The sequence below is a fragment of the Deinococcus aestuarii genome (assembly GCF_018863415.1).
Lineage (GTDB): Bacteria > Deinococcota > Deinococci > Deinococcales > Deinococcaceae > Deinococcus > Deinococcus aestuarii.
The window spans coordinates 506,213-523,778 of sequence record NZ_JAHKSN010000002.1; the positions used below are offsets into that span (position 1 = coordinate 506,213).

At 72.5% G+C, this 17,566-nt stretch carries 21 protein-coding genes and 2 tRNA genes; 6 read left to right on the forward strand and 17 right to left on the reverse strand.

Annotated elements, in window-relative coordinates:
• Positions 1-198: 198 nt before the first annotated feature.
• The 3 genes from IC605_RS05625 to nth form a co-directional block, all read right to left on the reverse strand.
• Positions 199-915 carry a zinc ribbon domain-containing protein gene (locus IC605_RS05625; protein WP_216320096.1) on the reverse strand — a complete coding sequence of 239 codons (717 nt, stop codon included), beginning with the start codon at positions 913-915 and terminating at the stop codon, positions 199-201.
• Positions 916-990: 75 nt separating this feature from the next.
• Entirely contained in the window at positions 991-2,229 is a 1,239-nt protein-coding gene (locus IC605_RS05630; RefSeq protein WP_216320097.1) for an MFS transporter, read from the reverse strand.
• A complete protein-coding gene (gene nth / locus IC605_RS05635) occupies positions 2,226-2,888 on the reverse strand; it encodes an endonuclease III (protein WP_216320099.1) in 663 nt (220 codons plus the stop codon). The genes IC605_RS05630 and nth overlap by 4 nt, the downstream gene beginning before the upstream one ends.
• A gap of 357 nt (positions 2,889-3,245) precedes the next feature.
• Here nth and IC605_RS05640 point away from each other — a divergent pair.
• A tRNA-Trp gene (locus tag IC605_RS05640) sits at positions 3,246-3,321 on the forward strand.
• Positions 3,322-3,757: 436 nt separating this feature from the next.
• Here the strand turns inward: IC605_RS05640 and IC605_RS24995 are convergent.
• From IC605_RS24995 to IC605_RS05675, 8 genes are all read right to left on the reverse strand, one after another.
• Entirely contained in the window at positions 3,758-3,883 is a 126-nt protein-coding gene (locus IC605_RS24995; protein ID WP_281416198.1) for a hypothetical protein, read from the reverse strand.
• A 98-nt stretch (positions 3,884-3,981) separates the two neighbouring features.
• Entirely contained in the window at positions 3,982-4,719 is a 738-nt protein-coding gene (locus IC605_RS05645; protein ID WP_216320101.1) for an ABC transporter permease, read from the reverse strand.
• Between the two features lie 196 nt (positions 4,720-4,915).
• Positions 4,916-5,137: a TOBE domain-containing protein gene (locus IC605_RS05650; protein ID WP_216320102.1), complete on the reverse strand. Its 222-nt coding sequence runs from the start codon at positions 5,135-5,137 to the stop codon at positions 4,916-4,918.
• A 42-nt stretch (positions 5,138-5,179) separates the two neighbouring features.
• Positions 5,180-5,941 carry a molybdate ABC transporter substrate-binding protein gene (gene modA, locus IC605_RS05655; protein ID WP_216320103.1) on the reverse strand — a complete coding sequence of 254 codons (762 nt, stop codon included), beginning with the start codon at positions 5,939-5,941 and terminating at the stop codon, positions 5,180-5,182.
• Complete coding sequence (locus IC605_RS05660) at positions 5,938-7,101, reverse strand: substrate-binding domain-containing protein (RefSeq protein WP_216320105.1); 1,164 nt, start codon at positions 7,099-7,101, stop codon at positions 5,938-5,940. The genes modA and IC605_RS05660 overlap by 4 nt, the downstream gene beginning before the upstream one ends.
• Before the next feature lie 568 nt (positions 7,102-7,669).
• Positions 7,670-9,292 carry a diguanylate cyclase domain-containing protein gene (locus IC605_RS05665; RefSeq protein ID WP_216320108.1) on the reverse strand — a complete coding sequence of 541 codons (1,623 nt, stop codon included), beginning with the start codon at positions 9,290-9,292 and terminating at the stop codon, positions 7,670-7,672.
• Positions 9,293-9,386: 94 nt separating this feature from the next.
• Positions 9,387-9,707, reverse strand: a complete 321-nt coding sequence (gene cutA / locus IC605_RS05670) for a divalent-cation tolerance protein CutA (RefSeq protein WP_216320110.1) — start codon at positions 9,705-9,707, stop codon at positions 9,387-9,389.
• Positions 9,708-9,744: 37 nt separating this feature from the next.
• Entirely contained in the window at positions 9,745-10,128 is a 384-nt protein-coding gene (locus IC605_RS05675) for a cell division protein FtsB (protein WP_246580388.1), read from the reverse strand.
• A 50-nt stretch (positions 10,129-10,178) separates the two neighbouring features.
• Between IC605_RS05675 and IC605_RS05680 the strand changes: the two genes are divergently transcribed.
• The 3 genes from IC605_RS05680 (at position 10,179) to IC605_RS05690 (ending at position 11,950) form a co-directional block, all read left to right on the forward strand.
• On the forward strand, positions 10,179-10,640 hold the full coding sequence (locus IC605_RS05680; protein WP_216320113.1) for an acyl-CoA thioesterase: 462 nt from the start codon (positions 10,179-10,181) through the stop codon (positions 10,638-10,640).
• A gap of 29 nt (positions 10,641-10,669) precedes the next feature.
• Positions 10,670-10,936, forward strand: a complete 267-nt coding sequence (locus IC605_RS05685; protein WP_216320347.1) for a hypothetical protein — start codon at positions 10,670-10,672, stop codon at positions 10,934-10,936.
• A gap of 123 nt (positions 10,937-11,059) precedes the next feature.
• Positions 11,060-11,950: an ROK family protein gene (locus IC605_RS05690; RefSeq protein WP_343216516.1), complete on the forward strand. Its 891-nt coding sequence runs from the start codon at positions 11,060-11,062 to the stop codon at positions 11,948-11,950.
• 102 nt (positions 11,951-12,052) lie between these two features.
• Here IC605_RS05690 and IC605_RS05695 read toward each other — a convergent pair whose 3' ends face one another.
• Entirely contained in the window at positions 12,053-13,279 is a 1,227-nt protein-coding gene (locus tag IC605_RS05695) for an aminopeptidase (protein WP_216320351.1), read from the reverse strand.
• A gap of 87 nt (positions 13,280-13,366) precedes the next feature.
• Here IC605_RS05695 and IC605_RS05700 point away from each other — a divergent pair.
• Positions 13,367-13,443, forward strand: a tRNA-Pro gene (locus IC605_RS05700).
• 48 nt (positions 13,444-13,491) lie between these two features.
• Here the strand turns inward: IC605_RS05700 and IC605_RS05705 are convergent.
• Both IC605_RS05705 and IC605_RS05710 read right to left on the reverse strand, forming a co-directional pair.
• Positions 13,492-13,824: a hypothetical protein gene (locus IC605_RS05705; protein WP_216320114.1), complete on the reverse strand. Its 333-nt coding sequence runs from the start codon at positions 13,822-13,824 to the stop codon at positions 13,492-13,494.
• A 76-nt stretch (positions 13,825-13,900) separates the two neighbouring features.
• Entirely contained in the window at positions 13,901-14,680 is a 780-nt protein-coding gene (locus tag IC605_RS05710) for a PSP1 domain-containing protein (RefSeq protein ID WP_216320354.1), read from the reverse strand.
• A 269-nt stretch (positions 14,681-14,949) separates the two neighbouring features.
• Between IC605_RS05710 and IC605_RS05715 the strand changes: the two genes are divergently transcribed.
• Positions 14,950-15,456 (forward strand): hypothetical protein, encoded by a 507-nt coding sequence (locus IC605_RS05715; RefSeq protein ID WP_216320115.1) that lies wholly within the window; start codon positions 14,950-14,952, stop codon positions 15,454-15,456.
• 97 nt (positions 15,457-15,553) lie between these two features.
• Here the strand turns inward: IC605_RS05715 and IC605_RS05720 are convergent, their stop codons facing one another.
• The 3 genes from IC605_RS05720 to mgsA all read right to left on the reverse strand — a co-directional run bounded on the left by IC605_RS05720 (position 15,554) and on the right by mgsA (position 17,552).
• Positions 15,554-15,931, reverse strand: a complete 378-nt coding sequence (locus tag IC605_RS05720; protein ID WP_216320116.1) for a RidA family protein — start codon at positions 15,929-15,931, stop codon at positions 15,554-15,556.
• A gap of 48 nt (positions 15,932-15,979) precedes the next feature.
• Complete coding sequence (locus tag IC605_RS05725; RefSeq protein WP_216320117.1) at positions 15,980-17,038, reverse strand: PP2C family protein-serine/threonine phosphatase; 1,059 nt, start codon at positions 17,036-17,038, stop codon at positions 15,980-15,982.
• A 91-nt stretch (positions 17,039-17,129) separates the two neighbouring features.
• Positions 17,130-17,552, reverse strand: coding sequence for a methylglyoxal synthase (gene mgsA, locus IC605_RS05730; RefSeq protein ID WP_216320118.1), 423 nt, complete (start codon positions 17,550-17,552; stop codon positions 17,130-17,132).
• Positions 17,553-17,566: the final 14 nt, after the last annotated feature.

Below are 17,566 nucleotides of genomic sequence, written 5' to 3' on the forward strand. Positions count from 1 at the left end.
CTCGGGGGCGGTGCAGGGCGGACAGGGTGGCCCGGTCAGAGGGGCCGCTCAGAGATGGTTGACTGTAGCACCATCGGGCCGGGGGTACAACGTCTTGTACCTGCTCCCGATTTGGTGTACCAGATAGCGCATCCCTCGGGGCTACTCACCAAGAGGGGGAACCGCCGCGGCGGGCTGCTCTCTGCTCTCCCCGCCGCCTCAGTTCAGCTTGATCAGGAACCGCCCGCACGAAGGGCACTTGACGGGGGGCAACTTGCCCTGGGCCGCGCGCTGCTGGACGTTGACGGGTAGGTTGACGTTGCATCCGGTGCAGCGCCCACCCTGAATCTCGGCGAGGCCGAGGCCTTTTTTCGACCTGCGGATCAGGTCGTATTCCTTGACGGTGCGGGAGTCGAGGGCGGCGACGAGCGCCGCGCGCTCCTCGCGCATCCCGGCACCCTGATCGCGCAGCGCCTGGACGCGGGCCTCATCCTGGGTTTCGAGCTCGGCGAGGCGGGGGCGCAAGGTGCGGTGCTCGGCGCGCAGCTCACCCGCCCGGGTCGAGAGGTCGCGGGCACGCTCACGCAGCGGAGAAAGGTCTTCTTCCATCTCCTCGGCGCGCTCCCCGAGCATCTGGATGCGGCTGCCGTACTGGGACTGGGTGCGGGCGTCGAAGGCGTTCTTGTCCTGCTCCTCGCGCGCGCGCTGCACCTGATCGCGGGTTCCGGCGAGGTCCTGTTCGAGCTGGCGGACCCTCTTCTCGACGCCCTCCAGGGTGATCTCGGTGTCCTCCAGCTCGTTGTTCAGGCGCTCCTGCTCGGCGCGGGCCCCCCGCAGGTCACCCGGGATGCTCGCCTCCTCCGCCCGCAGCCGGTCGAGGTCCAGGTCGAGCTGCTGCACGCGGTACAGGCGTTGAAAGGGTCCGGTGTCACTCATCGGGGTCAGTGTACCCCCGCCTCAGGCGCCGGGCGCCGGGAAGGCCTTCAGAAAGTGTCCCTGCAACGGGGGCCCTCAGGAGGTCGGGCCCACGCTCGCCCGCGCCGCCGGGTGGCCGCTGCGGCGCGCCGGGCGGTATAGCCCCAGGTAGATCAAGACCACGCTCCCCGCGTACATCAGCAGGGTCCAGGCGAAGAGCACGTTGAAGGCCACGGAAAAGGGCAGCGCCCCGCGCACCACCCCGGACATCAGGCTGCTCACGGCCCAGCCCGCGTCCCAGGCGATCAGGTTGACCCCGGAGTACATCGGGCGGTCCTCCTCCGGCAGGGCGGACATCGCGTAGGCGGAGTAGACCGGGCCCGCCGCGTTCATCAGGGCGCCGCGGGTGAAAAGGGCCGCGCTCACCATCCAGAGCTGAGGAGCGAAGCCGAGCACCGCCAGGAAGGGGAGGCTGGCCGCCTGCACGATCAAGACGGCGGTCAGTTGTCCCAGCCGCCGCACGAGCAGGGGCTGGAGCAGGGCGGTCGCCGCCGTGGCGAGGCTCGTCCAGGCGAAGAGGGTACCCAGCCCGGCGTAATCCACGTCGAACTTGCCCTCGATGAACACGTTGAGGAAGGGAATGGTCGCCCCAGCCCCCAGCCCGACGAGGACGTTGGGCGCGACCAGCCGGATCATCGTGAGCTTGTCGCGGATGGCGAGGGAGCGGCCCGCGGGGCGCGGTTTGCCGCTGGGTCGCAGCAGGAGCACCGGGATCAGGCCCGCGAGCTGAAAGGCCGCCGACACCAGCAGCGCCGCCCGTAAGGCCTCCAGACCGTCCGGGGCGGTGCCGGTCGCCGCCGCGTACGCCCCCGGGACCTGCCCGCCGAGCAGGTTGCCCACGAACCCCGCGCCGGTCATCAGGGCGCTTTGCACGCTGAACAGGGTCACCCGGTTGGCCTCGCCACTGTGGTTCGCCATGAAGGGCGAGCCCGAGACGGAGAGCAGCGCCGCGCCCGCCCCCTGCACGAGCGCTCCGGCGAGGGCGGCCCCCGGCCCACCCGCCAGCGCCAGGATCACGGCCCCGATCAGGCTCAGGACGCTGCCGAGCTTGAGGGTGTGGGCATTGGAGATGCGGCGGGCAAGCGCCACCGCGGGCAGGCTCAGCCCCGCCAGGGTCAAGGCCGGGAGGGCGTTGACGAGCCCCTGCCACTCGGCGCCGAGGCCCAGCGCCCGCAGGTAGAAGTTGAGAAACAGCGCCGCGAACGCCTGCGACAGCCCGAAGGTGAAGGCCGAGGCCAGGTACAGCCAGAGCTGGCCGGAAAAGCGCCAGTTCACGCCTCCACCCCGACCTGCGGGCAGAAGGCGAGCATCACGCACTCGGCGCAGCGCGGGCGGCGGGCCACGCAGACCCGGCGCCCGTGGAAGATCAGGGCGTGGTGCAAGAAGACCCAGCGTTCCCGGGGAAAAAGCTCCCCCAGGTCGGCCTCCACCCGGTCGGGATTGGTCTGCACGCTCAGGCCCAGGCGGCGGGCGAGGCGGCCCACGTGGGTGTCCACGGCGATGGCGGGGTAACCGTAGGCATTGCTCAGGACCACGTTCGCCGTCTTGCGCCCCGCGCCGGGCAGGGCGACCACCGCCCCGAAGTCGTTCGGCACCTCGCCCCCGTGCCGCTCGACGAGCAGCCGGGCGAGCGCCGCGAGGTTGCGCGCCTTGGCCCGGGACAGCCCGATGGCGCGGATGTACGGTTCGAGGTCCCCGGGGCTCGCCGTGCTCATCGCGTGGGCGTCGGGGTAGCGGGCAAAGAGGGCGGGCGTGGCGGCGTTCACGCTCACGTCGGTCGCCTGGGCGCTCAGGACCGTGGCGACGAGCAGCTCGAAGGGGGTGCGGAAGACGAGTTCGGTGCGGGCGTCCGGGTAGAGGGCCTCCAGCGCCGCGAGCACGAGCGGCGCCCGCTCACGCGCTCCGTCGGGGAGGGGCAGGGTCTTGGGGGGCACGCGGCGCAGCCTAGCTCGGGTGGGGGGTCCGGAGTCGTGACGAAGGGCGGCTCAGGGAGGCTCGGCCCCGCGAGCAGTCCGCATGGATGGACGCCTCCCGCCCCGGTCGTCCGGCGCCACCCCCACGCCCGCCCTCTCGGTCCCTCCACCCCGGAATGCTCGCTCCTCCTTCGGAGCTGTCCCCGTCTCAGGGGAGCTGTCACTGAGGCGGACCGATTCGGAGAGCGGCTTGCACAGAGGTCTTTCCCCGAAGTTCGTGGCCGCCCTCGGCCCGAGGAGCCCACCCTTGCGCGCACCCGGGGCCTTTGCTATGCTGCCCGGGCTCGCTTGCGGGGCCGTGGTCCGGGGCAGGCGCGTGGGTCCTTAGCTCAGTTGGTAGAGCGGCGGTCTCCAAAACCGTAGGTCGAGGGTTCAAGTCCTTCAGGGCCCGCCAAGAAAAACTTCCGCCCAGCGCGGGAGTTTCGCCTTTAAGGAGGGGCTTTCCCGTTCCGGTTCTCCGGTGGAGCGCTTCCATGTGTCCGGGTGAGGTCAGCCCCCCAGGGCGGGAGGTACGCCGCGCCCGTTCCTTCCCACGCGCCGCCTGCCTTGACCCGCTCGCTCCCACAGCCCTCCCGCGAGAGAGGCGAGGAGGTGAAAGTCCCGGCGGGCGTTCACCGGCTGGGGGTCACCGGTCCCGGCAGCCTCTTTCCCACGACGCGGGTTGGCCTCACCCGCAGCATCCGCGCGCCGAGGTCCACATCCGCCCAGGTCAAGCCCATGACCTCCCCTTGGGCACACCGACCGACCCTCATCCCAGAGGCCGATCCCCGTCTTGAGCTGTGCGGGGAGGGGCGACCGTTCGTGGCGGAGAGGAAGGGGCTGTCCTCACCTCACAGACCCTGCGACGCGTCGAGTCCGGGGGTCACGCCCAGGCGAAACCCCGGGCTGTAGCGCGCCGCCTGCTCCGAACTCCCCATCACCGCCCGGCCCTTGCGCTTGGCCTCCGCCACGGCCACGGGAGCGGCATCTTCAGCCTCGCGCCCGCCCTCCTCCAAGGTTTTCTGAACGGCTCCACACGGCTGCCGACGGACCGCCGCCGGGCCTTGTTCTGCCCTCACTCCAGGCGCCGGACCGCCAGCACCCGCACGAGCAGCAGTACCCCGAAGGCCACCAGCACCATCACTGCCGAGAGCACCAGCGCCGGGGCCAGGTCCGACTCCAGGGCGGAGTAGATGGCGAGCGTGATCGTGCGCGTGCGGCCCTGGAGGGACCCCGCGAAGAGAATCGTCGCGCCGAACTCGCCCAGTGCCCGCGCCCACGTCAGCACCAGGCCCTCGAGCAGGAAGGGAAAGGCGAGCGGCCAGGTGATCCACCGGAACACCCGCAGGCCGTCCGCCCCGTCCGTCCGTGCCGCCTGCTCCACCTCGCGGTCCACCGCCATGAAGCCCGCCTTGGCCGTCCGCAGGTAAAAGGGCGCCGAGGTGAACAGTTGCGCCAGCACCACCGCCGCCGGGGAAAAGGCGAGGCTGACCCCCGCCAGTTCGAGGGGCGGCCCCAGCAACCCGTTGCGCCCGAACGTCAGCAGCAACCCCACCCCGGCCACCACCGGCGGCAGCACGATGGGAAGGTCGAGCAAGGTGTCCAGCACCGCCCTGCCGGGGAAGTCGAAGCGCGCCAGCAGGTAGGCGACCGGAGTGACGAGGAGCACGGTGAGGCCCAGGGTGGTCGCGGTCGTCCACAGGCTGACCCGCAGGGCATCCACCACCACCGGGCTCAGCAGGGTGGGGAGGAAGTCGGCGCCCAGCCCGCGCCCCAGCACGACCAGCGTCGGCAGGAGCAAAAAGAGCGTCATCACGCCCCCCAGAAGCACGGGAGCGACCGGGAGGCGCCGGGGACGGGGAGCGCGGCGGACGGCCCGGGCGGGCTGGGCCTGCTCGGGCCGCAGACGGCTCAAGCGCAGGCGCGCAGAACCGGGAGCTCGACCGGCTGGCCGACGCGCCGCCCGCCCTTCCCGTTCCGCGCGGGGCGAAGCTGGCCGCCTCTCCGGGTCACCGGCCCGGGTCGTCCACGGCGACCATCACGTCGCTGGCCTTGACGACGGCGTAGGCTTCGCGGCCCTCCGCGAGCCCCAGCCGTTCGGCGGAGGCGCGGGTGATGGTCGCCGTGATCTCGGCTCCCCCCTCGATCTGGAGGGTCACTTCGGCTTCCACGTCCCCGAGCTTGAGGGACGTGACCTGACCTTTCAGGGTGTTGCGGGCGCTGATTCTCATGGGGACACCTCCTGCGGGGAAGTCGGGCGGGCGGGACGGGCCTCAGCGGGGCGCCTGGAAGCCCCACTTCTTCAACGTCTGCTGGCCCTCGGGTGACCGGACGTACTGCACGAACGCCTGCGCCGCCTCCGGGCTGGCACTGCCCCTCAGCACGCCGATGGGGTACGTGGCGCTCTGGTTGAAGCGGGTGGGCAGCGTGATGACCCGCACCGAAGGGCGCAGGGCCGGGGTCACGTCCGTCACGTACACCACGGCGGCGTCGGCCTCCCCGAGCTGCACCTTGAGGGCCACCTGCCGGACGTTGGGCTCCTCGCTGACCACGTTCTTCAGGGCGCGGGCCGAGAAGTCCTGGCCGTAGGTCCCGGCCTTGTCGACGGCCGCGAGCATCCGCCGGGTGTAGTCGCCGACCGGCACGGTCTTGTCCGCGATCACCAGCTTCACCCCCGGGGCGGCGAGGTCGGGCAGCCGGTTCACCCGGGGGTTGTTCCTGGGGGCGATGACGGCGAGCTTGTTGCTGACGAACGCCTGGCCGGGGGCGACCAACCCCTTGTCCACCAGCGGCGTGTACTGGGCGGTGTTGGCGCTGGCGTACACGTCCGCTCTGGCCCCGTTTTCCAACTGGGTCCGCAGGGCCTGCGACCCGGCGAACTGGAAGGTGGTCTTGTGGCCCGTCCGCGCGTCGAACGCCTTGCCCAACTCGGTCAGGGCGTCGGTCAGGGAAGCGGCGGCGAACACCGTGAGGTGAGCGGCCCTGGCGCCGCCGGTCGTCAGGAGCAGGGCGGTGCACAGCAGGGTCCGGGTCATGGGGCAACCTCCTGAAGGGGGGGGGACGAGGGGCCGGTGGTCTGCCAGCGTTCGCCCGCGTGACTGGGGTCGTAGCCGCCCAGCAGGGCCAGGTCGGCGCGGAAGGCGGAAGTCTGGGCCACCTCAATGAGCGCGGTGAGGCCGGGATGAAAGAGGTGCTCGTCGGGCACCACGAGGTCCAGGCGCTCGACCTGGACCGGGACGAAGTGCAGCCCCAGGGCCTGAGCGGCGGAGCGTGGTCCGGGCGCCACGTCCGCCTGCCCGGCGGCCACCCGGCCCGCCGCCTCCAGGGGGCTGTGCACCTCGTCCCCGTACCCGGGCAGGGCGCGGCGCTGCCGAAGGGTGAGGCCCAGGTCTCCCAGCCAGGCGTCGAGCAGCAGGCGGCTCCCCGCCCCGGCTTCCCGGTTCACCAACTGCAAGCCGGGGAGGTCGGACACCCCAGTGACGCCCTTGGGGTTCCCGGGCGGCAGCATCAAGCCCTGCTCCCAGGACCAGAGGGTCAGCAGGTGCATGACCCGGCCCGGAAACAGCCGCGCCACGAAGGGCAGGTTGGACACGCTGGTGTGCGCGTCCCAGAGGTGGATGGCAGCGGCGTGGGCCTCGCCCCGACCCAGCGCCTCCAGCGCGGCCAGACTGGAAACCGGGGACCACAGCACCCGGACCTCCGGCGTGTGCCCGGCCACGTGGGTCGAGAGCAGTTCCAGCGACGGGTCGCAGCCCACCAGCACGGCGGTGCGCGGCAGGCGCTCGGGTGGCCCCAGCAGCTCGACGGGGACCTCACCGGCCGCCATCCGCCCACCCCCCGGCGGATGAGCCACCCCGTCGGCGGTCTGCCGGAAGCCCGGGGTGCCGGTGAGCGGAAAGGCCAGCACACGCTCGGCGACCTGGGCCAACTGCACCCGGGTGTCGCCGTTCACGGTTCCGCAGAGCGTGGCCGTGACGGCGGGCGGGACGAGGGTGAACAGTTCGTCCACGCGGCAGTGCAGGGCCCGCGCGAGGTGAAAGGCGATCAGGGTGCTGGGGGGGGAGACGCCGGTCTCGATCTTGTGCAGGGCCTGGCGGGAGATGCCCACCCGCCGGGCCAGTTCGCTGGGCCCCAGGTGCGCCCGCTCGCGCAGCGCCTTGACATGGGAACGGAGGGTGCCTGGGGCGGCGGTCACCTCCCGAGCGTAAAGTATGGACGACGAAGCGTCAACCAAACATGCCGCCGGATCGAATGGGGGCCGGGGGTGGACGACCCGTCCCGGTTCTTGTCCGGGCAGGGAGGAGCGTTCGGGGATCAGGCGCAGACCTGGGTGCGCTCGCTGTGCCGCACAACGCCGCGGTCGCGCGCAGTGGCTCGACTGTCGGGGGCAGGGTGACGAAGTGGCGTTCGGAAGGGCACGCGTCGCCGGACGAGGGGCTAACCCTCAGGTCGCCGCTCCCGCGCAGGCGCACCAACCCCTTCGACCTCTCCCGCCCGTGCCGGGAGAACGCGCTGGTCCACTCCCCTGCGTGGGCTTCTGTCGAGGGGGCAGCGCAGGAATCGAGGTCGCCTGCCGAGTCACGCGGCCCGGGTCTACCCAAACAGCTCCGGCGGCCCCACGGGCGCGTCCAGGCCGGGGTTCTTCTCGCCGACGGCCAGTGGAGCAGGCAGCTCAAACAGGCCAGCCAGGGGCCGGAACGCTCGGGAGTGGGGAGACGAACAAGGACGGTGGGAGCGACCCGTCCTGAACATCCCGGAAGCCCTCAGAAGCGGCTGGAAGGACCGCCGCGCCTTCCAAGACCGTGGGGCGAGGGTTCGAGGGCTTCCGGGCCCGCCAAGGTCGCCTCCCACCCGGGGGGCGCTTTTTTCTGGAGCACGCCCCGGGCGGAGCGGGTCACGCGCTTGACCCCGTACATCGCGCCGTCGGCGGCCCGCAGCAGCGCGTCGGGCGTCCGGGCCTCCCCGGGGGCGAGGCTCCAGCCCAGGCTGCCGCCGAGCCGCACGGTGGCGGTCCCGAGCGTGGCCCCGAGCGGGAAGGGGGCGGTCAGGACCGCCCGCACCCGGCGCTTGACCGCCCCCAGCCGCCGGGGAGAGGCGCCGGGCACGAGCAGCGCGAACTCGTCGCCGCCCATGCGCGCCACAAGCACCCCCGGGGGCAGGGCGGCCGTGAGCCGCCGGGCGAGCGTGACGAGCAGCCCGTCCCCGGCGGCGTGCCCGTACGCGTCGTTCACGAGCTTGAAGCCGTCGAGGTCGAGCACGCCCACCGCAAAGGCCCCGCCGCCCGCCTGCCGGGGGACCCGGGCCGGGTCGGTGAGCCCCGCGCAGGCCTCCCCCAGCACGGCCATGAAGCGCGCCCGGTTGGGCAGGCCGGTCAGCCCGTCGTGGAAGGCGAGGTACTCCAGGCGGCGCAGCGCCTGGCGCCGGGCGATCAGGAGGGCGGCGAGGTCCGCGAACTGCGCGAGGAGCCCCGCTTCGGTGGGGTGGGGCGGGGTGGCCCGGCGTCCGTAGAGCGTCATGGCCCCGAGCACCGGCCCGCCCGCCTCACGGATAGGGACGCTGTAGGCCCGGCGGTAGCCCGCCCCGACCAGGCCTTCGCGCAGCGCCCCCGGGAAACCCTCCGGCGTGAGGGCGAGCACGGGTTTTCCCGCGAACACGGCCCCCCCGCAGGAGGTGGCGCGCACCTCGCGCGCGGGCCGCCGGACCTCGTGGTCCAGGGGGGGCAGGCGCGGCGGGCCGATCAGCACGAGGTCGTCTCCCTCGCACAGGGCGGCGCACGCGGCGCTGCCGGGCAGGCGCTCGTCGAGGGTGGCGATCAGGGCACCCAGGATCTCGGAGAGGGGCGCGCCCTGCGCGGCGAGGTGCAGGGCGCGGGTGTGCCCGGTGGCGAGGGCGAGGGCCTGGCGCTGGGCCGTCACGTCGCGCAGGACGGCCAGCCAGTGGGAGACCGGGCCGCCCTCCCCCAGCCGCAGGGGCGTGACCTGGGCCTCCATCCAGCGGATGTCCTCCGAGCGCAGGGGCAGGTCCACCCGGAAGGGCTCGCCCCGGGCGGCGAGGTCCGCCGCGTTCGGAAACGCCGCCCGCAGGCTCTCCCCGGCCCCCGCGAACAGGGCCTCCAGCGTGACGCCGCACAGGGCCTCCGGGCCCTGCCCCAGCAGCCGCGCGAAGGCGTGGTTGGCAAAGGCCACCTCCCAGGCCGCGCCCGGCCAGGCCGACCCGGAGGGGGCCACCCCCTCCCGGCGGCCCAGGATCAGGGTCGGGTCGCTGCCCTGAAGCAGGGCGAGCACTTCCAGCGGCGCCTGGGCCGGAGGCCGGGGGTCCACCCGGGCGCGGGACAGGCCCGGCGACGGGGCCTGATCCCGCGGCGCCTCCTCCCAGTGCACGGTCATACGCCAGTGTATGACCTTAACGAGGGGTTTATCTATGAAAGTGCTCTCAAGGGCCCCCTCTCTGGACCCGGTTCAGCGAGGCGGGGCCAGGGGCTCAGCCGCCGCGCAGGGTGGTGCTGGCGAGAAGCCAGCTCTGGAACTCGGGGAGGGCGCGGTCGAAGGGCAGGGCGATGATCTCGGGGACCTCGTAGGGGTGCATGGCCCGCACGCGCGCTTCGAGTTCGGGGTAGCGCTCGCCGGTGGTCTTGATCAGGAGGAGGGATTCGGGGTCCTCGGCGATCTCGCCCTCCCAGCGGTAGACGCTGTGGAGCCCCGCCAGGACGTTCACGCACCCCGCCAGCCGTTCGGCGACGAGCGTGCGCGCGATCTCCCCGGCGCGTTCGGGAGGAACGGTGACCAGCACAACGAGTGACATACCCCGCAGCATACGCCCGCCCGGCTCAGGGCCGTCGTCAGGGCACTCGCCGCACCGCGCAGTTCTCGCCGGGCGTCTCGGGGGCCCCCACCGCGACGATCACGTCCTCCTCGGCGCCCACGAAGCCCTGGCAGCGCGCGAGCTGTTCGAGGTACGCGGGGCTCTGAGCGGCGGCCGCGGCCTCCTCCAGCACGCGCACGTCGCGTTCCAGCGAGGCGACGCGCTCCTGGGTCTCCCGGGTCTCGCGCACCCAGGTCACGCTGCGGTAGCCCAGGTTGCCGAGCTGGAAGGTGAGCTGCACGATCCCCAGCCCCGCGAGCAACGAGGCGAGCATCAGGGTGAAGGGCAGGCGCCGGACCTGACGCCAGCGCGCCCGCAGCCCGTGGGCCGGGTGGGAGGGCGGCGGGTCGGGGGCGGTCATGGGCCAGAGCATAGCGCCGGGGCCGGGGGCGGCCCCGGCATAATGGCCCCATGACGAGCTCGACCCCCTCCCCGCGCGCCGCCGAACCGCTGGCCGAGCTGGACTGGACACGCGCGCACCGCACCGAAATCCAGATGCGCTACGGCGACATCGACGCGATGGGCCACCTCAACAACGCCGTGTACGTGCAGTACCTCGAAACCTCGCGGGTGGTCCTGATGGGTGACCTCGGCGTGCGGGACACGGACGACCACTCGGTGATCGCCCGGCTGGAACTCGACTACCGCCGCGAGGTGCGGTGGGGCCAGCGGGTGGAGGTGGACAACCTCGTCGAGCGCCTGGGACGCACGAGCTGGACGGTCGTCTCGCGCCTCCTGGCCGACGGCGAGCCCTGTGCCTACGCCCGCACGGTGCAGGTCCGGGTGGACGCCGCCCACCGCCCCGAGCCCCTGCCCGAGCGGGTGCGCGCCGTCCTCGCCCCCCTGCTCGTTCCCGGAAGCGCGGCGACGTGAGCGGCGGGTCCCACTTCGAGGACCGGGTGATGTACCAGGGGGACATCTGGGTGCGCCTCGACACCCTGCCCCGGCTGCTCGCCGAGGGCTGGCGGCGCACCTTATCTGACGGCGGCGTGGTGAGCGTGGTGCGCACCCCCTTCCAGTGGGCGGTGGCGAGTCCGGTCATCGAGATCGAGACGGGCGGGTACCTGGGCGACGTGGGCCTGTACGTGCCCGAGGTGCAGCTCCCGGAGGCGCTCGCGCTCCTCGGCGGCGGGGAGGACGCAGAAGCGCCCGACATAGAGCGGTCCTGACCCGCGCGCCGGGGCCCGGGATAGAGTGCGGGCCGCAGGGCCCGGCCGCTCCCCCGGGCCCCCCGGCCGGAAGTCCTTCCAGACTCCAGAAACGCGCCCGACTCCCCCTGTGAGGTGAACGAAGTGAATCAAGCGAGCATCGGCGTGGACGTCGGCGGCACCAAGATCGCCACGGGCGTCCTGAGGGCCGGAGAACTCCACGACCGCCACGTCCAGCCCACCCCCGAGACCGGCTGGGAGGCGGTCCTCGACGCCGTTGCCGCCCAGGTGCGCGAGCTTCAGGCGCGGCACCCGGACGCCACCCTCGTCGGCGTGGGCGTGCCCGGTCCCCTCAGCAGCGACCGCACCCGGGTCAAGTTCGCCCCCAACATCTACGGCTTCATCGACGTGCCCCTGGTGGACGGGTTGCGCGACCGCCTCGCCCAGCGGGTCGTATTGGAAAACGACGCCAAGGCCGCCGCCCTCGCCGAGGCGTACCTGGGCGCGGCGAGGGGCACCGAGAGCAGCGTGTACGTGACGGTGAGCACCGGCATCGGCTCGGGCATTGTGCTGAACGGCAAAATCTGGCGGGGAAGGCACGGCATCGCCGGGGAGATCGGGCACATCACCGTCATGCCGGGCGGTCCGGTGAGCGGCGCGGGCCTCGACGGGGCGCTGGAGGCCGTCGCCAGCGGCACCGCCATCGCCCGCGACGCGAGCTACGCCCTGAACCGCGACGTGACGACCGCCGAGGCCTTCACTCTGGCCGCCCAGGGCCACCCCGCCGCCCGCCGGGTGGTGAACCAGGCGCTCAAGGCCATCGGCGTGGCCCTCGCCGACCTGCAAAAGATCCTCGACCCGGAGGTCTTCGTGATCGGCGGCGGCGTCGCCAGCGTCGGCGACCCCTTCTTCCAGGGGGTCCAGGCCGCCGCCGACGAGTACGCCGCGTCCTTCGCCCCCGTCACCATCCGCCGCGCCCAGCTCGGCCCCGACGCCGGGGTGATCGGGGCGGCGCTGGCGGCGGGGCAGGGGTAGACGGGTTGAGTGGTCAGTCGTCCGTGGTAAGTGGGGGCCTGCACGTCGAACAACGTTGCGGGCCCCCTCTTCTGCTGACGGCTGATCGCTGAGAGCTGACCGCTAGATCACGAACTCGCCCCCCCGCATCACCGCCTCGCGCTCCCCCGTCTTCGTGATCCCGTCCACGTCGATCTCGCCCGAGCCGATCATCCAGTCCACATGGGTGAGGGAGTCGTTGCCGCCCTTGGCGCCGAATTCCTCCACGCTCATGTCCACACCGCCGCGCACGTTGAAGCGGTAGGCGTTGCCGATGGCGATGTGGGAGGCGGCGTTCTCGTCGTAGAGGGTGTTGAAGAAGAAGAGGCCCGAGCGGCTGATCGGGCTGGAGTGGGGCACCAGCGCGACCTCGCCGAGGCGGTGGCTGCCCTCGTCGGTGTCGATCATCTGAGCCAGGGTCTCCTGGCCCTGCCGGGCGGTCGCCTCCACCACCCGCCCGCCCTCGAAGCGGATGCGGATGCCCTCGATCAGCACGCCGTTGTACGAGAGCGGCTTGGTGCTCACGACCACCCCGTCCACCCGCTCGCGGTGGGGGGCGGTCCACACCTCCTCGGTGGGGATGTTCGCCGTGAAGGTGATGCCGGACGGGGTGTCCGCCGCGCCGCCGCCCCAGATGTGGTCCTCGGCCAGCCCCACGGTGAGGTCGGTCTCCCCTCCCCGGAAGTGCAGGGCCGCGTACTGCCGCCCGGTCAGGGTCTCGCGGCGGCGCCTCAGGTCGGCGAGGTGGCTGTGCCAGGCTTCCACCGGGTCGGGCTGGTCGGCGCGGGTGGCGGCGAAGATGGCGTCCCACTGCCGCCCGACGGCCTCCTCCTGGGAGACGCCGGGGAACATCAGGGCGGCCCACTCGGGCACCGGGGCGGAGATCAGGTTCCAGTTCAGGCGGTTGGTCATGACCTGCTCGCTGTAGGGCTTGCGGTAGGCGGCGAGGGCCCGCTGGTGGGTGGTCACCCGCGCCGGGTCCACGTTGGCGTAGAGGTTGGGGTTGGTCGCGCGGATGGCGATGACGGCCCCGCCCGCCTCCGCCGTCTCCTTCTCGGCCTCCACCCGCCAGCGGCTGAGCTGGTCGAACGTCCCCTCCGGCGCCAGCGAGAAGCGGGCGAGCTGCACGTCGTCGTCGTCCCAGCGCACGTCGACGAGGCTCGCGCCCGCCGCGTAGGCCTCGCGGACGATCAAGCGGGCGAGCGGCGCCGTCTCCACCGGGGCCTGCACGAGGACGCGCTGCCCCTCGCGCACACCCAGACCGACCCGCACCGCCAGCCGCGCATAGTTGCGCAGCTTCTCCTCGAACATTAGGTTGCTCACGGGGGGCAGGATACGCCGACAGGCTCACCCTTGACGCCTGACCTGGGGGGCATCTATAGTCTTGGGGCTGGCCGTCGAGGCGTAGCGCAGCCTGGTAGCGCACTACCTTGGGGTGGTAGGGGTCGTGAGTTCAAATCTCGCCGCCTCGACCAGCACGAAGCTCCCTCTCAGAGGGAGTTTTTTCTTTGGCCCGCTGGTGCTCAGTTCAGGCGTCTTCCCCGCTCGGCCTGTTCCAGCGCGCGCCAGCCCGGGGAGCCCCAGCCCAGACATCCGTCGCGGTGGAGCCGCCGCAGGGTGGGGAGGTGATACCACTCGCCGTCCACCCGCACGATCTCTCCCGGGCGGAAGGGGGCGGGGAGGAGCCGGGTCCTGGACCGTCCCCGGACGAACGCGCGGTTGGGGAAGGAGCGTCCGCCCAGGGTCCCGTTCCGGGGAGGCGGCGTCTTCCACGCCGAGTCGGCTTGCCGTCCAGAACGACGGCTCACGGCCCAGCCCGACGCGCCCAGGAGCAGGAGGAGCAACAGGACGCTCATTCCGGGAGCCTCCCCGGGGACGCAAGAAAAGGAGAGGCCCCCCCGAAGAAGGACCCCTCCCGCGTCATCCCTGTCCTCACGCCTCGGCGTTCTTGCCCTTGCCCTGCGGCGCGTCGGGCATCCGGCGCAGCTCGGCGGCGGGCACGCCCAGCAGCATCCCCTGTTCGGTGTGGACGTCCACCGTCCCGCTGAGGGGGTGGAGCTTGGTGACCTTGCCGCAGGCGCCGCTTCCCTCGTGGCAGACGCGGGCGTTCTTGCGCGGGAGATCGCCCAGGAGATCGAGGTACTGGGTGTGCTCGAATTGCAGGCAGCACAGCAGCCGCCCGCAGGGGCCCGAGAGCTTTTCCGGGTTGAGGGGAAGCTGCTGGTCGCGCGCCATGCGGATGCTGACGGGCGCGAACTCCTGGAGGTGATTGGACGAGCAGTTCTCGCGCCCGCAGGCCCCCAGCGTGCCGATCATCTGCGCCTGCTCGCGCGGGCCCACCGCCGCGAAGTTCACCCGGGCGCGGGTGTGTGACCGCAGATCGCTGATCAGGCTGCCGAGTTCGATGCGGTCCTCGGCGCTGTAACTCACCGTCACGAGGCTCTCGTCGAGGGTGAACTCGACGGCGACGAGCTTGACGGGCAGCCGCCGCTCGCGGGCGCGGGCGCGCAGCAGCCACTTCAGGTCCTCGCCCTGGCGATACAGCTCATCCCAGCGGGCGAGGTCTTCGGGACCGGCCGCGCGCAGCACCGTGCCGTAGCGGCCGTGCTCCTCGGGGGTGGAGGGCTCCCCGCGCACGGTGGCGACCTCCTGGCCGCGCTTGCCCTGCACGACGACGCGGGTGCCGACCGCGTGCGGCTCGGGGCTGAGCATCGCGTGCAGCCGGGGACTGCGCTCGAATCGGACGGGAAGGACAACCACGTCCCGCAGGATGTCACGCTTCTGGGGCAGGCGTGGAGAGTCGGGGCACAAAGGGGCAGGGGGAGGGAAGGGTTGGCCCTTCCTGTCCTGCGAGGCTTCGGGGAAGTGGGCGACACCCCTTCGCGGGGCTGTCGGGCCGGAAGAGCAGGGGGGGATCTCCCCCCCGATCCGGGGCCGCATCTGTGCCCCCGGGGAGGAGGGAATCCGGCCAGGGTGGGCGCGTGAAGCCTCTCCCGCTCCTCCTGCTCGCCCCCCTGCTCGCCTCGCTCGCCGCCTGCGCACCCGCCATGAACCCGGTGGAGGCCAGCGCCAAGGTCGTCGACGCGATCCTTCAGCCGGGCCAGACCTGGGTCGTGAACGGCGTCACGCCGGGCGGCAAGTCGGAGACCTTTTCCCTGACGCTGGGTGAGCCCAGGCGCGCGCCGGACGGGCGGGTGTCCTACCCCCGGAACAGTGCCGAGGCCGGAACGGCGGTTCCCCCGGCGGGCTTCATCGGCATGGTCTACGCGCCCGCCGACGAGTTGGGCCCGGACATGCTGTCGGCGTCCTGGATTCGGAACGGCGCGGACGGGAAGATCAACGGCCTCAGCGGGTGCATTCTCCGGGAGCCGGGCCGCGCGAAGGACAAGACCAGACTGCCCGGTGACTACCTCTCGCTCGACCTCGGCGGGCAGCCCACTCCCCAGAAGCGGGGGATGGGAAGCTGCACCATGACCCTCCGGCAGTAACCGCGCCCCTTTCCCCCCGTCGAGCGCGGGGGTGGTCACTGCAAGGGGGCAGCCTCCCCCGGTCGTATCCGTTCCGAAGGAGCCAGTCCGGCGCCGCTCACGCCCGCTCGGCGACGGCCTCGATCTCCACCCGCACGTCGCGGGGCAACCGGGCCACCTGCACGGTCGAGCGGGCCGGGTAGGGGGCCTCGAAGTACTCGGCGTACACGGCGTTCATGGCCGAGAACTCGTTCATGTCCGCGAGAAACACGGTGGTCTTGACGACCCGGGTGAGGTCCGTTCCGGCGGCGGCGAGCACGGCCTTGAGGTTGTCGAGCACCTGCCGGGTCTGGGCCTCGATGTTGCCCTCGACGAGGGTGCCGTCGGGGCGCAGGGGGATCTGGCCGCTCGTGATCACGAGAGAGCCGAACCGGGTGGCCTGGCTGTACGGGCCGATGGCGGCGGGCGCGCCCGCGGTCTCCACGATCTCTTTCATGCTCCCACTCTAGCGGGGAAAGGCCCCGCCCTGGGACAGCGCGCCGCCCTAGCTCCCGCGCCGGAAGCGGGTCGGGCGGGAGAACACCGGGCCGAGCGCGCGGCCCAGAGACGCCGCGCGGGTCAGGGGGTGGCCGTGCCGGGCCCGCCGCATCCGCTGGAAGGCGACGATCCCCCCCAGCAGCAGGGCGCCGACGAGCCCGATCACGAGGCGGCGCTCGGGAATGAGCATCACGCCCAGCAGGGTGAAGTACGCCACCGTGAGCAGCAGGTAGGTGAGGGGACTGCTGCCCCGCCGGGCGCTCAGAAGCACGTCCACGTAGGCGGGACCGTCCCCCTGCCGCTCGGGGAGGGTGTAACGCGGCAGCCGCCCCGGGCGGTGCACGTCCACGACCACGGCGGTGATGTTGTCGGGCCCCCCCGCGTCGTTCGCCGCGTCCACCAGCAGGCGCGCGGAGCCCTCGGGGGGCAGGGGCCGGGCGAGCAGGTCGAGGAGTTCGGCGTCGGTGAGGACCCCGCTCAGGCCGTCGCTGCACAGCAGCAGGCGGTCGCCGGGGCGCAGCGGCAGGCCGAAGAGTTCGAGCCGCACCCGCTCCTCGCCGCCCAGGGCGTTGTTCACCACGCTGCGCCACTGGTGGTCGCGCGCCTCTTCTTCGGTGAGGTGCCCCAGCCGCAGTTGCTCGGCCACCCAGGAGTGGTCGTCGGTGAGGCGGTGCAGCTCGCCCCCGCGCAGCAGGTACGCCCGCGAGTCGCCCACATGCGCGACGAGGGCCGCGCCCCGGTCGATCAGCACGGCGAGCAGGGTCGTGCCCATGCCGACGTACTCGCCGACCGCGTGGCGCAAGACCGCGAGGTTCGCCGCCTGCACCGCCTCCGCGAGCCGCTCGGGGGGCTGGCCGCGCCCGCCGAGGTACCGCTGGCCCAGCGTGTCGAGCGCCAGCGTGGCCGCGAGTTCACCCGCCGCGTGCCCGCCCATGCCGTCCGCCACGGCGTACAGCCCGCCTCCCGGCAGGTCGAGGGCCAGGGCCGCGTCCTGGTTCACGTCCCGTTGCCGCCCCACGTCGGTCAGCAGACCGGAGGACAGCGGGGGCGTCACGGCGGCGCACATGTGACCAATATAAGGGAACCCTTCATCCCGAGCGCTTGAAAAACCACACGGAAGAGGGGGCGCGTGCCCGGACGAAAGCGTGCCCGCGACTTCAGCCGGGCCGCGCGGCCTCCTGCTGCCTGAGCCACAGCACCAGGGCCTCGGCGCTGGCGGGGTTGGTGGCGAGGGGCACGTCGTGAACGTCACACAGCCGGGTCAGGGCCGTCACGTCGGGCTCGTGGGGCTGGGCGGTCAGGGGGTCGCGGAAGAAGAACACGGCGGCAATGCGCTCCTCGGCGAGCCGCGCCCCGATCTGCTGGTCGCCGCCGAGCGGCCCCGAGAGCACCCGCTCGACGTTCAAGCCGGTCTGCTTCTGAAGGATGGCCCCGGTCGTGCCCGTGGCGACGAGGGGATAGCGCCCGAGCACGTCCCGGTGCGCGAGCGCGAAGAGGGCGAGTTCGAGCTTTTTCTTGTCGTGGGCGATCAGGGCGACCTGTCGCCGCGTGCCGTCTTCCGCCTGTCCCGCCTCGGTCATGGCGGCAATTGTGG

Excerpts from the sequence above, each read along its gene's own strand:
- IC605_RS05625 (WP_216320096.1), bottom strand. The coding sequence starts at position 915 with ATGAGTGACACCGGACCCTTTCAACGCCTGTACCGCGTGCAGCAGCTC.
- IC605_RS05645 (WP_216320101.1), bottom strand. The coding sequence starts at position 4,719 with ATGACGCTCTTTTTGCTCCTGCCGACGCTGGTCGTGCTGGGGCGCGGG.
- IC605_RS05650 (WP_216320102.1), bottom strand. The coding sequence starts at position 5,137 with ATGAGAATCAGCGCCCGCAACACCCTGAAAGGTCAGGTCACGTCCCTC.
- modA (WP_216320103.1), bottom strand. The coding sequence starts at position 5,941 with ATGACCCGGACCCTGCTGTGCACCGCCCTGCTCCTGACGACCGGCGGC.
- IC605_RS05665 (WP_216320108.1), bottom strand. The coding sequence starts at position 9,292 with ATGACCGTGCACTGGGAGGAGGCGCCGCGGGATCAGGCCCCGTCGCCG.
- cutA (WP_216320110.1), bottom strand. The coding sequence starts at position 9,707 with ATGTCACTCGTTGTGCTGGTCACCGTTCCTCCCGAACGCGCCGGGGAG.
- IC605_RS05675 (WP_246580388.1), bottom strand. The coding sequence starts at position 10,128 with ATGACCGCCCCCGACCCGCCGCCCTCCCACCCGGCCCACGGGCTGCGG.
- IC605_RS05680 (WP_216320113.1), top strand. The coding sequence starts at position 10,179 with ATGACGAGCTCGACCCCCTCCCCGCGCGCCGCCGAACCGCTGGCCGAG.
- IC605_RS05685 (WP_216320347.1), top strand. The coding sequence starts at position 10,670 with ATGTACCAGGGGGACATCTGGGTGCGCCTCGACACCCTGCCCCGGCTG.
- IC605_RS05695 (WP_216320351.1), bottom strand. The coding sequence starts at position 13,279 with ATGTTCGAGGAGAAGCTGCGCAACTATGCGCGGCTGGCGGTGCGGGTC.
- IC605_RS05705 (WP_216320114.1), bottom strand. The coding sequence starts at position 13,824 with ATGAGCGTCCTGTTGCTCCTCCTGCTCCTGGGCGCGTCGGGCTGGGCC.
- IC605_RS05710 (WP_216320354.1), bottom strand. The coding sequence starts at position 14,680 with ATGCTCAGCCCCGAGCCGCACGCGGTCGGCACCCGCGTCGTCGTGCAG.
- IC605_RS05720 (WP_216320116.1), bottom strand. The coding sequence starts at position 15,931 with ATGAAAGAGATCGTGGAGACCGCGGGCGCGCCCGCCGCCATCGGCCCG.
- IC605_RS05725 (WP_216320117.1), bottom strand. The coding sequence starts at position 17,038 with ATGTGCGCCGCCGTGACGCCCCCGCTGTCCTCCGGTCTGCTGACCGAC.
- mgsA (WP_216320118.1), bottom strand. The coding sequence starts at position 17,552 with ATGACCGAGGCGGGACAGGCGGAAGACGGCACGCGGCGACAGGTCGCC.